The 12,620-nt window shown below is 48.5% G+C and carries 9 protein-coding genes; 5 read left to right on the forward strand and 4 right to left on the reverse strand.

Annotated elements, in window-relative coordinates:
• Window positions 1-120 precede the first annotated feature (120 nt).
• Window positions 121-1,293, reverse strand: coding sequence for a HetZ-related protein 2 (locus tag ACLFWI_RS01480; protein ID WP_446411423.1), 1,173 nt, complete (start codon window positions 1,291-1,293; stop codon window positions 121-123).
• 684 nt (window positions 1,294-1,977) lie between these two features.
• On the opposite strand from ACLFWI_RS01480, the gene smc reads away from it, so the two are divergent.
• From smc to ACLFWI_RS01505, 5 genes are all read left to right on the forward strand, one after another.
• Window positions 1,978-5,772, forward strand: coding sequence for a chromosome segregation protein SMC (gene smc, locus ACLFWI_RS01485; protein WP_446411424.1), 3,795 nt, complete (start codon window positions 1,978-1,980; stop codon window positions 5,770-5,772).
• Window positions 5,773-5,853: 81 nt separating this feature from the next.
• The gene (locus ACLFWI_RS01490) at window positions 5,854-6,861 is read left to right on the forward strand and encodes a PRC-barrel domain-containing protein (RefSeq protein ID WP_446411425.1); all 1,008 of its coding nucleotides are present in this window, start codon (window positions 5,854-5,856) and stop codon (window positions 6,859-6,861) included.
• Between the two features lie 302 nt (window positions 6,862-7,163).
• On the forward strand, window positions 7,164-7,634 hold the full coding sequence (locus ACLFWI_RS01495; RefSeq protein ID WP_446411426.1) for a hypothetical protein: 471 nt from the start codon (window positions 7,164-7,166) through the stop codon (window positions 7,632-7,634).
• Window positions 7,635-7,798: 164 nt separating this feature from the next.
• Window positions 7,799-9,394, forward strand: a complete 1,596-nt coding sequence (locus ACLFWI_RS01500) for a gamma-glutamyltransferase family protein (protein ID WP_446411427.1) — start codon at window positions 7,799-7,801, stop codon at window positions 9,392-9,394.
• Window positions 9,395-9,972: 578 nt separating this feature from the next.
• A complete protein-coding gene (locus ACLFWI_RS01505) occupies window positions 9,973-10,404 on the forward strand; it encodes a hypothetical protein (RefSeq protein ID WP_446411428.1) in 432 nt (143 codons plus the stop codon).
• Here the strand turns inward: ACLFWI_RS01505 and ACLFWI_RS01510 are convergent.
• The 3 genes from ACLFWI_RS01510 to ACLFWI_RS01520 all read right to left on the reverse strand — a co-directional run bounded on the left by ACLFWI_RS01510 (window position 10,401) and on the right by ACLFWI_RS01520 (window position 12,603).
• Window positions 10,401-10,814 carry a hypothetical protein gene (locus ACLFWI_RS01510; protein ID WP_446411429.1) on the reverse strand — a complete coding sequence of 138 codons (414 nt, stop codon included), beginning with the start codon at window positions 10,812-10,814 and terminating at the stop codon, window positions 10,401-10,403. The genes ACLFWI_RS01505 and ACLFWI_RS01510 overlap by 4 nt on opposite strands.
• Window positions 10,815-11,028: 214 nt before the next feature.
• Window positions 11,029-12,234, reverse strand: a complete 1,206-nt coding sequence (locus ACLFWI_RS01515) for a Coenzyme F420 hydrogenase/dehydrogenase, beta subunit C-terminal domain (protein ID WP_446411430.1) — start codon at window positions 12,232-12,234, stop codon at window positions 11,029-11,031.
• 120 nt (window positions 12,235-12,354) lie between these two features.
• Window positions 12,355-12,603, reverse strand: coding sequence for a hypothetical protein (locus tag ACLFWI_RS01520; protein WP_446411431.1), 249 nt, complete (start codon window positions 12,601-12,603; stop codon window positions 12,355-12,357).
• Between the last annotated feature and the right edge of the window lie 17 nt (window positions 12,604-12,620).

Below are 12,620 nucleotides of genomic sequence, written 5' to 3' on the forward strand. Positions count from 1 at the left end.
GTCATAAGTAAGATATAGACTTTCCGGTTTGGGATTGGCAAAAAGGTTAGCTGTTAACCCTACTTCAATTTTTAACAACTTTGGTTAGGGAAGACACGGAATTGGCAAAGGATCAACGTTCTAGGAAGAGCTACGGATGTCTTGAGCCGCTAAGTAGAGCTTACTCCATTCGCCCAGTGCCTGGTTATACTTCCAATTTAGATCCTTGGCAATGAGATCTAGCGTTTTACCAGTTCTCAATTGTTGGAGCAACTGGCGCTGTTGGTCGGTGAGACTTTGCCAATAGTCTTGCCACTGTACGGGGGTTAACCCTAAGTTATGCTCTTGTAAGGATACCTCTAACCAACTGGCGACTAATTCCGGCTTAACTTTAAGGGAAAAGACGCGAATGGCATGGTAACTGATTTTTTCTCGCAAGCGATAAACCTTTTGGATAGGTAAGTCTAACGTCTTAGCGATCTCCTCTTGAGATTTCCCTTGCAGATACAGCCGCAACCATTGGGCGGCTTGGGCACCAACGTTTTGGTCGAGGTAGGTTTCAAATTCTTGGCGTACTGATAGACGCAGCGCTTGTTGCTCTTGCCAGCCTTGAGTCTCTTGATAATCCGCGATCGCTTGATTATCTAATAAACTCACCGGAGCATCGGTATCATCGGAGGTAATCGACTCTGAGACAAATCGCACATTTTCCCCGCCAGGTAGATGCGTCATTCCACCGCGTCCCGATCGCTTGAGAAAGTTGACAAATCGATAGACAACCAGGGGCTGATTGCGGATCGGACGCATACAATATTCTTCAAGGGTTGTGAGTAACAGGGCGTCGCGTAAATGAATATCTTCACTACATTTGGCAATCCAACCAATCTGCCCTTGGATATAGCGATCGCTGTTTAATAATTCCTGAATCACTTCTTGTAAGACATCCACCACAGCGCGTTGGCGATCGCGACTCAGAGACACCCACGTCCGGATTTTATTCCGTAATGTCATTAAACTCGCTAACCGACTGGTCAAATTGCGATAGGCTTGCTCTGGAGTGACCCCCAAATAGCGCTGACGTAAAATCCGATAGCGATAGTCCATCGCTGGGCAGACAATCTTGAGTTTGTCGGGGAGTAGGTGGTTTAACCGTTCCCTGTTTTCTCCCAGTAACCAGTGGACAATGCTGGTTCTGATCGCTGGGCAATAGCCTGGATAGTCATTGGCTAAACGCTGTTGCCACTCTTGTTCGAGTTGATCTGCCCACCTTTCCATCAGATGGCACTCCTCTAACCCCTGTTTTAATGTTTGCATAACAACTCCCCTTTTCATTGCACTGACTGTTTTGATAGACTCTGCTGTTCTAATTTCATCATTTCTATCTGGAAATAGAAGTGATCGCCCTCCTGTGTTGCTTACAAGACAGTCACATCAGTATTTTGACCCAGAGTACGCCCTCGATGAGACTCGGATCTACCTTGAACGTGTTTTGGATCACAAGCCCCTAAAAATGTGTTCTCCCGGCTTAACGATTACATTGTGTGAACTCAATCCGGGATAACCGTTGGTATTGATCAGGTATAGCGCTACGCGCTAGGCTTTCTTGCAATAGGCAATGGGCTTTCTTTGAAGAAAAACACTTACCTTACAAGGGATTGAGCGATTTAAATTTTTCTTCTTTTGTCCTAACGTGTGTGCGTAGTGCTATATAGGTTAAAACTCTCCAGATCAGGCTAGCATTTATCGCTCAGTGAGTCTCACGCACCACTCAATCAAACCGAAGGAAGCAGCAGATGGCACAACCCTTACCACAATTAGCCGAAAAGCAACAGCTTTCAAGCCCTGTAGACACAATCACCCTGTTCATTCCACCATCCTAGGGTTGAGCTTGTTTTATCCTATCGCGCTCTCTGGAACACGAGAATATCTGTTAATCTGATCAACATTATTATTTTGATACACTCGTACCACACAGCGAACCTGAACTGACCCACGCCTATGGTGCATGTTAAGCGCCTGGAACTCACTAATTTTAAATCCTTTGGCGGCACGACTCAAATTCCGATGCTGCCCGGATTTACTGTGGTTTCGGGACCTAATGGGTCAGGAAAATCCAATATCCTCGATGCTCTCCTCTTTTGTCTAGGGCTATCCAGTTCTAAGGGAATGCGGGCTGAACGTCTACCTGATCTGGTTAATCATGATAAAGAGCGACGGAGTACGGTTGAAGCCAGGGTGACGGTGACATTTGACCTATCTGACGCACCCGATATTCTAGGGGTAGAAGAGATACCGGAAAACTCCGAATCAGATGCAGACGAGGAAGAGGAATCAGAGGAATCAGAGGAATCAGAGGAATCAGAGGAATCAGAGGAAGACAATCCCAACTTCCAACCCTCAACTCCCCAATCAACCGAATGGAGTGTGACAAGGCGGCTGCGGGTGACTAAGCAAAACACCTACACCTCGACCTACTATATTAACGGTGAATCCTGCACGCTGACTCAACTGCATGAACAGCTCAACCGCCTGCGAGTCTATCCCGAAGGCTATAATGTGGTGTTACAAGGGGATGTTACCAGCATCATCTCCATGAACTCGCGAGAACGGCGGGAAATTATTGATGAATTAGCCGGAGTCGCCGCCTTTGACCGCAAAATTACCCAGACCAAAGATACCCTGAATGAAGTTAAAGAACGGGAAGATCGCTGTCGGATTATTGAAGGGGAGCTAATCACTCAACGCGATCGCTTGGCGGCGGATCGGATTAAGGCGGAGAAATACAAACAACTGCGAGCCCAACTTCAGGAAAAACAACAGTGGGAACTCGTCCTCAAATGGCGATCGCTTCAACAACAGGTGGCTCATCTTACCTCTCTGATGGAGAAAGGAAAACAGGATGAACGCCAGTTAATCCAGCAATTGCATACCATAGAATCAGATATTAGTCAAGGAACTGAACAACTCGAAACCCTCAACGCCCGTGTCAAAGCCTTGGGTGAAGAGGAACAAGTCGCCGTAGCCGCAACCCTAGCAAGCCAAGACGCCGAACGCCGCCAGTTACAACGCCGCCAACAAGAACTTATTCAAAACCTGGCGGATACCGAGGCGCATCAACAAAACACCCAAAACGAGATTCAGCACCAGGAACAACGCCTGCAACAGCTTCAGGCTGAACGTCACCATCTCGACACCCAAATTATCGCCTCGCGCCGCCAAGAACGGGAGGTGGCTCAAACCGCCCTGAACGCCAGCCGAGAACAAGCAGATGCGATCGCGTCAGCTTCAGAAACCTGGGTACAGCAACAAAACACCCTCACCCGCCAAATTGAAACCCGACTGCAAACCCTAAATCCCCAGCGCACTGAACAAGCCCAACTCCAAGAACGTCATAACCAACTTAGCCGCCAAATTGACGAACAAACCCAGCTATTAGAACGCATCGCCCCCGAACTTGCCAGCCAACAGACACAAGCGGCAGAATTAGAGGGGCAATTAAACGCCGTCTCGCAACAGATTCAAACCCTTGCCCAAACCTTAGCCGCTACGGAACAAGAGTTACAAACCCAACGGCAAACCCAAACCCGCCTCCTGTCCGAACAACGGGATAAACAGCGTCAACTGGATAAGTTAGAAGCCCAAGCACAGGCACAGCAAGAAGCCCAAGGCACTTATGCCACTAAAATTGTGCTTCAGGCGGATATCCCCGGCGTTCATGGCTTAGTCGCCCAACTTGGTCGCGTCGAACCCCACTACCAACTTGCCTTGGAAACCGCAGCAGGTGGGCGTTTGGGTCAGGTCGTTGTCGAAGATGATGCAGTGGCGGCGGTGGGGATCGAACTGCTCAAACAAAAACGTGCGGGGAGAGCGACATTTTTACCCTTAAATAAAATTAAACCGCCCCGATTTTCACCGATTGTGGCACTGCGCCATGGTCAAGGGTTTATTGACTACGCGGTGCATTTAATCGATTGTGAACCTCGATACCAAACCATTTTTGCTTATGTGTTTGGCTCAACGGTGGTGTTTGAAACCCTGAGTACGGCGCGTCCCTATTTGGGTCAATGCCGAATTGTCACATTGGACGGAGAACTTTTAGAAAGTAGTGGGGCGATGACGGGAGGAAGTAGTAGTTATCGTTCTGGGTTACATTTTGGTATCAGTGATACCAGTGACTCAGCAGAGATGATGGCGTTGAGGGATCGTCTCCAGGATATTGAAGCCATGTTAAAGCGCTGTGACGAATGGCTGGAACGGGAATCAGCAACGGCTAAACAATTGACGCAAACCCTAACAGATGCCAGGGAAACCCGCTCCCAGACACAATTACGCCTAGAACAATCCCGCAAAGACATCCAGGCGCTAACAGAACAACAAACCCAAGTGCGATCGCTCCTTGCCAACAATACCCAGGAAGTCGAGACGGCGGCAGAACGGTTGCAGCAGTTAAATCAGGAACTTCCCGCCCAAGAATACCAACTGCAAGCCTTACGCGAACAACTGGCGCAACTGGAAGCCGAGCAAACTCCCCAGGAATGGCAACAGATTCAGAGTCAAATTAAAACCCAGGAAGCCGTATTAGGCGATCGCGAACAGGCATTGCGGGAGGCGGAAAGACAACTGCAAGCCTTAGAAAATCAGCAGCAGCGCACGAACGAGAAGCTGGCGACAAGTTATCAACGGATTGCCGAATATCAAACCCAACAACAATCAATCCAAGAACAGCAAACCGAGATTAATCGTCAGCTTCAGGCAATTGACGTGCAAATTGGACAAACCCAAGCCCGATTAACCCAGCTAGAACAACGGTTAGGGGAAGCCAAACAAGAACGCGATCGCACAGAGGCTATCCTCAGAAACCAGCACCTCAACCAGCAAAAGCTATCTTGGCAACGGCAAAAACTCCAGGAAACCCAGGTGACAAGGCAGGAAAAACTAGCTACCCTGCAAACTCAACTTGAAATTCAACAGGCTGAATTACCCAACCCTTTGCCAGAAGTTCCCTTAATGGTAGAGGAATGTAGAGACGTTGCATGCAACGTCTCTACAGATGGGGCGGGTTTAGTACCATTTGGGAGCCAAGACAACGATAATAGTGAAAAGAGCCCCTATACAATTTCCCAAATCACCGTTCAACTTGAGCAGCTGCAACGGGATATCCGTAACGGTCAAAAACGACTAGAGGCAATGGAACCCGTGAATATGCTAGCCTTGGAGGAATACGATCGCACCCAAGCCCGTCTCCAGGAACTGTCGGAAAAACTGGCAACCCTAGAAGCGGAGCGGACTGAGCTATTGCTGCGAATTGAAAACTTTACCACCCTACGATTGAGAGCCTTCAAAGAATCCTTTGACGCGATTAATCAAAACTTCCAAACCATTTTTGCCGAACTCTCCGAGGGCGACGGGCATCTGCAACTGGATGACGCCGACGATCCCTTTAACGGCGGACTTAACTTGGTGGCTCACCCCAAAGGCAAGCCGGTGCAACGATTGGCGTCGATGTCCGGCGGCGAAAAATCTCTCACCGCCCTGGGTTTTATTTTCGCCCTCCAACGGTATCGACCGTCACCATTCTATGCCTTTGACGAAGTTGACATGTTTCTCGATGGGGCAAATGTCGAGCGATTAGCTAGAATGATCAAACAACAGGCTAAACTTGCCCAATTTATCGTTGTTAGTTTGCGCCGACCTATGATTGAATCTGCCGAGCGCACCATTGGTGTTACCCAAGCGAGAGGAGCGTATACTCAAGTCCTAGGATTGAAATTAGGGTCTGCCAAACGGGACTGATGTAGATTATATGTGATTATTAGCCTTGATACTATTGATAACCATTCCAGCAGGAGTCGAGATTCAGGATTGCAAGACATAATGACAACTGAACTAATTCGTCAGCGCTCCGATTTTTTAAATACTCAGGTGATTACTCGCAATAACGGTAAGCGCCTAGGTGTCGTTAAGGAGCTGCTCGTAGATATTGATCGGCGCGAAGTTGTGGCATTAGGGTTACGAGACAACCTGCTCTCGCTGGCTGGAATGCCACAGTATATGCTCCTCAGCAGCATTCAACAAGTGGGTGATGTCATCCTGGTTGAGGATGAGGATGTGGTTGAGGATGTTGACGTTGATGCCTACAGTACGCTGATCAATAGCGAAGTGATTACCGAAACCGGGGAACTCTTAGGTCGGGTTCGAGGATTCAAGTTTAGCGTAGAAGATGGCAAGGTGGCGTCTCTGATTATTGCCTCCTTGGGATTACCCCAAATCCCTGATCAGGTGATTAGTACCTATGAATTACCGATTGAGGAAATTGTCAGCAGTGGTCCGGACCGCTTAATCGTCTTTGAAGGCGCTCAAGAACGGTTGATTCAGCTAACCGTGGGTATTCTAGAGCGGATGGGCATTGGCAGTGCTCCTTGGGAGCGGGAAGAAGAGGAAGGGTACTATGCGCCCACCACCCGACCGGAAAATCAATTGGGGACAGGAATACCCGTTCGCACCCCGATTTCTCAACCCATCCAGACGGCTACGCCAGTCGAGGAACGGTGGGATGAGGATTGGCAAGAACCAGAACCGGAGCCGATACGTGAGCCGATACGCCAACAACGGGCAGAGCCAATTTATGCCGAAGCCCAACTGGAAGAAGATAATTGGGGGGATGAATGGGAAGATTCGTCTCAAGCAGCGCGTCGGTATGAAGAACCTCTTTATGCTGAACCCGAACCTGATCAGCAGCCGTACAAAGATGAGTACGCGGATTATGAGGTAGAAGGTGATGCTTGGGAAGATACTGTAGAGCGCGAACCCTATCAAGCACCGCCTGTTAATATTCCTGAAAAGACTAAAACCCCTGAATACGAAGAGGAGGCAGGTTATTAGCTTATCGGCGATTCATCGGTTCGGACTTCGGCGTGAGCGCGACTCGACTGAGCGCTCGCCGAACGTCTCAGTCGAACGCTGACGCTCAACGTTGGCAAAAAAAACTGATAACTAAACTCAACCTGCTCCAATACTGCTCAAAAGCATGTATTTAATAGCGGAAGATCCCCCCAAACCCCCCTTAAAAAGCAGGGGGTTTTCATCACCAACTCTGGGAAGACGCCGAAGACTTCGACGAAACCCTAATGCAGCAGATGCAGCAGTCGTGGGTAATGGCACCAACCCGCCCCTACGATATCTAGATGAAAACCCTCTATATGTTAGTCCGCGATCGCATTCAGGAGGAAAACCGGATTGAAATTATCGCCGATGACGCGATTACCCGCCAACTCGCCGACTTCCAAAAGGTAGCCGTTAACCAAGCCATCAAAATTATCCGTGACTATGGTGGCTGTTTCGTCTCCGATGTCGTTGGCTTAGGGAAAAGCTTTATTGGCGCGGCGATTGTCAAACGCTTTGAACAAGTCGAACGCGCCCGCCCTTTAATTCTTTGTCCCGCCCCCCTCGTAGAAATGTGGGAACGTTACAATGAAGTCTATCATCTTAACGCCCGTGTCCTCTCCCTAGGAATGCTGCGAGATGATGGCGAAAATGGGGAAAACCTTCTCTTAAACGACTTCCGCTATAAAGATAGAGACTTTATCCTTATTCCCGTAAACGCCAACTCACCAATCCCCCCGCCAATGAACTCTGTTATGCCCGTTATGGTATAGGCAAGTATGTCTTAAAAGCCAAGCAGAAACAAGAACCCTATTCCAGCTTACAAACCGCCGGGGCGAACCTGCGGGGATTGATTCGGGTGCTACTCTTCAAACGTTTCGAGTCTAGCGTCCAAGCTTTCCGAGAAACCGTGACAAAACTCCTCAACGCCCATTAAATGACAAATAACCTAACTCACTACCCCTACCCTTCAACGCGACGGGTGATTATGGGCAAACATTGTGCTGTCGCCACCAGCCAACCCCTCGCCACCTTAGCGGGGATGGAGATGATTTGGGCGGGGGGGAATGCTATTGATGCGGCGTTAGCGATCGCGATCGCACTTACAGTTGTTGAACCAACCTCCAATGGAATTGGTTCTGACACCTTTGCCTTAGTCTGGGATGGTCAGTTACATGGACTCAACGCCTCCGGTAAAAGTCCTCAAGCCTTAACTTTAGACCATTTCGCTGGGATGGAGGATATCCCTCAACGGGGGTGGTTACCCGTCACCGTACCCGGATGCGTCTCGGCTTGGCGAACATTATGGCAACGGTGGGGGAAATTACCCTTTGAGCAGTTATTTGCCCCGGCGATTCGCTATGCCAAACAAGGATATCCAGTTTCCCCAGTTACGGCAATGGCTTGGAAACAGGCGGAGGCGATTTTCCTTCCCCTGAAGGGGCGAGAATTTGAACCATTTAAATCTGTCTTTTTCCCCAATAACCGGGCGCCGCACCCAGGAGAGATTTGGGGAAGTGAGGCTCATGCTCACACCTTAACCCAGATTGCCCAAACTGGCGGTGAATGCTTTTATCAGGGAGATATTGCTGGTGCGATCGCGAATTTTGCGGCGGATACGGGTGGCTTATTAACCGTAGCTGATTTCGCCACCCATCAAGCGGATTGGGTTAACCCAATTTCCACCACCTATCGAGATTTACGGGTTTGGGAAATTCCGCCCAACACCCAAGGATTAACGGCATTAATCGGCTTAAATATCCTAGAAGGATTCGACTTAAGTCAATATCCCCGTGACTCGGTGGAAAGCTATCACCTGCAAATTGAAGCGATGAAGCTAGCTTTTGCCGATGCCAAGCGCTATATCGCCGATCCTCGATTTATGGATGTAGCAGTTGAGCGACTCCTGGATAAAGACTATGCCCAAACCCGTCGCCAGTTAATCACCCAAACCGCAATTCCCTTAGCCCAACCCGGTTTAGCCAAAGGCGGAACCGTCTATTTAGCCGCCGCAGATGGGGAGTTGATGGTGTCGTTGATTCAATCCAATTATCAAGGGTTTGGTAGTGGGATTCTGATTCCGGGTACAGGGATTGCCCTGCACAATCGGGGGTGTGGTTTCACCTTAGCCGCCGCTCATCCCAATCAAGTCGCACCCGGGAAGCGTCCCTATCATACGATTATTCCCAGCTTTCTCAGCCAAGACGGTCAACCCTTAGGACCCTTTGGCGTGATGGGGGAATATATGCAGCCCCAGGGACATCTACAAATGGTGGTGAATCTGGCAGACTATGGCATGAATCCCCAAGCAGCACTAGATGCCCCACGATGGCAGTTTATCGCCGGAAATCAGGTACTTTTAGAGCCAACAGTACCGTCTGAGGTGGCTTTGGCACTCGCCCAACGGGGACATCATATTGAAATGAGTACCGACAGGAAACGATTTGGCAAGGGTCAGATGATTTTACACCAGGGAGGCGTTTTCGTTGCCGCATCTGAACCCCGTGGGGATGGGTTGGCATTGGCTTACTAACCCGAAATCTCAAGAATACAAAACGCTGTAGGGGCGGGTTTAGGCACTCAACTTTGAATCCTACCAATAACATCTGTAGCAAAACCAGCCCTAACGTCAAAACCAGATTCCCTCAAAGGTTGTGAAGCCTAAATCCAAATCATACAACACGCTTATAGTCAACCTGTTGCACTATTACTTTACATTTCTTCGCATAAATACATGGCTTGGCGCAAAACTAATTCGTTGGCTGAGGGCAAAAAATTAGCCGAAACTGTATGAATTATTAAGGGTTTGGGCAATTGCAACCCTATTTAAGTCAATAAAATCCCCCAATTTAGAATATTCTACCCCAAATCGAATAATCGCGGAAACCCCTATAATTCCGTCGATTTGTTGGGGAAATGCCACAAAAAGGGGAGTTTACGAAGTTTTATTACAACGCCACTATGATTGAAATAGTTGAACAGTTTTTCGGCAAAGCATAGCTTTAACTTATTGTTTACTTCAGCAACCCCTCGATAGAATTGTCATTAATTTGTCATAACCTTGTCACACCGCCTTTCTAAAGTAGAGAGTGAAGCAAGTCCTCTTTAGTTATGCACCGTTCCAATAATTCGATGATTCTCCTGAATGAGCAAGGTATAGACATTGATGATATTACCCGCAAGCGCTGGGAACGGGATATCTATAACCGTTTTAAAGAAGCCAGGGAACGCTTTCCAGAATTTTTTCCCTGCTTTGAAATCAGAAACTATCCAGTCAACAGACTCTATTATTCGATTCACTTTCAGCCGTTGACCCAATACGCTGAACGATTAACTCGCCACCGTCCTGATTTTCCACATACTGAAACATTTAAACCGATTGAAATGCTGTGGGATGAAGGCGGCAGAAGTGAATTAGACCGCTTATTTGCACGCTTTCCCACTCAGCGATCGCTAAAACCTGCCAAACAAAACTGGGCAAATCATTTTTGGACTAGCCCAATTCCTGACATCTTAAAGACATTAAGGATGTCCAACCGTTAAGTCCCTGTGTCAGAGGCTATCTCGTCCAGGGAGTAATCCGCCAAGGGTTGATCTCGGCTGTGTAATCCCTTCTGTCTATGATATTGAATAATCGACTCTCCGGAAAACCAATCCAGGGCAGTACGCACCCAAAACCATCCCGGATCAGGGGAGGTTTCTAAGCATACGGGTATCTGTTCACCTGTTCTATGAGCAACTAAGTGATGAGTGGGTTTAAACATACCCTTTTCGGGTGTTCGGCTGGCTGAGGCTTTCTTCTTCTTCGGCGCACAGTTGAGACAGTATTTCGGTGGTGTACCCGGATAACATTCGCGAGTCGTCGCCTGATGGCACTTTGCACATATAAATGTGACAGGGCGAGTATGGATAGTTCTCGCGTGGGCGCGAACAATAAAGGTTTTGGACGGCATTGGTTTTGTCGGGAACAGGGAACAAAAAGATTTCGCCTTGGATTTAGACGCGCTATATAACAGAATTGACAAGAGTTGGATTGTCGTAATATTTTTGAGCGGGCGATCGCGTTTGGCTGAAATTATACCCGATCAATTGAGTCAGGGTCAGTTGCGCTTGATACTGATTTGTTGAAGCCACAACTTAACCCCACTCCCTGGCTCGATAACTCCCTTAATCGGGTAAGTTATACTGTCCGACAATTCGCTTAGCAAACTCTGGCACATGGGCTGCTAATTTCTCTGGGTGATGACGCTTCACATAGAGATAATTGCGGGTAAAGTGGGAGTCAATCGAGAAACGAGCATACTCCAATCCTTTCGGACCAATCTTTTCAATCACCACCCCCATTAATTTGGCTGCCCACATCGGTAAGGTAACCCCTTTATCATAGGCCGGAATACTCTGTTGCACGGCTTGATGTCGATCCCCCTTAGACGTAACCGATTGCGTTTCTAGCTGATTTTGCACCAGATCGAGCATTTCCTGTCCTCGGTCATTTCGCACCACAATCCATTGCCAACCAAAGGGGGCGCCCATGTAACCGACAACTAAATCTGCCAAAGAGTTGACGTAATCAAAACAACTCATACAAGATGGGGCAAATACATCCTTAAGTTCTTTGGTATTCAGTCCGAAGAAGGGGACTTTCTCAATTGAACCATCTTCATGTTTGAAGTGAACTTGAAAATCCTGCATAAACTCATAATGCACGACTGTATCAGGGGATTTGCTGGTAGTTTCCAGGAATTTCTGCAAGCCAGCGCGGGTGACATTATCCACACAGGGCGTCCCCAGAACATAAAGTTTTTCTAAGCCCAATTCTTTTTCCACCGCCCGTAATGCCTGAATTTGACAGCCGACGCCAATCACTAATAGGCGTTTCATCCCCGACTGTTCGATTTGTTCTAATACGGAGAGGTTGGGAGACAGGGTAGGCTTATTCACCCGGGCGGCGAGAATCTCGTCTGGCGTTCGGGCGATAATCGGCATGGGTTGAAAACGGTCTTCTTTGGTATTCTGCACACAGACAACGCCTTCAACTTTGCCACTGGTGAGCATTTCAATGGCAATAGTGCTGACAATTCCAGTCCACTGCGCCCCTTCAATCGGTTGAAGTTTCCGCGCCGCCATCATGGTTTGGTTAACGCCGAAATACAAATCATCGGGATTATCCAGATTCCGGCTACGTCCATGGGTTTGAGTTTCTAATTCGGGAATCTGTTGGTTAAGAAAGGCACAAGCTTCCTTGACATAATGAATATAGTATGTATCACACAGACCACATTCGCTACAGAGTTCCTTGGCAGGGCGTATAGTCCCTGGTTTCAAGGCTTTAGCTTTTTTGTGTTTGGCGGAGTTGGGAGTAATTGCAGTCATTGAAAAAGGATTTTCTCTTAACGGGACGGTTCTTCTCTCACGATATCTTAGTTCGTAGTCAGGGCTTTAGCCTAAATAGTGTTGGGTTTCGGCGCGTCAACCCAACCTACAACTCTCGCATCAACTACCGCCGCCACCGCCGCCGCCGCCGCCACCGCCAGCACCCCCACCACCGCCAGCACCCCCACCACCGCCGCCACCAGCACCTCCACCAGAACTACCGCCGATACCACCGCCGTCACCACCACCATTACCACCATCACCGAAGCCATCACCATTATCGCCGTTAGTATCAGGGACAAAGCCACCGCCACCATGACTACCCCGGCGTTTACTACCTTTAGCAATAGCAAAGATGACCAAGACCACAACTGCTACAATGATAA

The organism is Coleofasciculus sp. (assembly GCF_046539235.1).
Taxonomy (GTDB): Bacteria; Cyanobacteriota; Cyanobacteriia; order Cyanobacteriales; family Coleofasciculaceae; genus Coleofasciculus.

Bases quoted from the DNA above. Each gene is read 5' to 3' on its own strand.
- ACLFWI_RS01480 (WP_446411423.1), bottom strand. From the start codon at position 1,293: ATGCAAACATTAAAACAGGGGTTAGAGGAGTGCCATCTGATGGAAAGG.
- smc (WP_446411424.1), top strand. From the start codon at position 1,978: ATGGTGCATGTTAAGCGCCTGGAACTCACTAATTTTAAATCCTTTGGC.
- ACLFWI_RS01490 (WP_446411425.1), top strand. From the start codon at position 5,854: ATGACAACTGAACTAATTCGTCAGCGCTCCGATTTTTTAAATACTCAG.
- ACLFWI_RS01495 (WP_446411426.1), top strand. From the start codon at position 7,164: ATGAAAACCCTCTATATGTTAGTCCGCGATCGCATTCAGGAGGAAAAC.
- ACLFWI_RS01500 (WP_446411427.1), top strand. From the start codon at position 7,799: ATGACAAATAACCTAACTCACTACCCCTACCCTTCAACGCGACGGGTG.
- ACLFWI_RS01505 (WP_446411428.1), top strand. From the start codon at position 9,973: ATGCACCGTTCCAATAATTCGATGATTCTCCTGAATGAGCAAGGTATA.
- ACLFWI_RS01510 (WP_446411429.1), bottom strand. From the start codon at position 10,814: ATGCCGTCCAAAACCTTTATTGTTCGCGCCCACGCGAGAACTATCCAT.
- ACLFWI_RS01515 (WP_446411430.1), bottom strand. From the start codon at position 12,234: ATGACTGCAATTACTCCCAACTCCGCCAAACACAAAAAAGCTAAAGCC.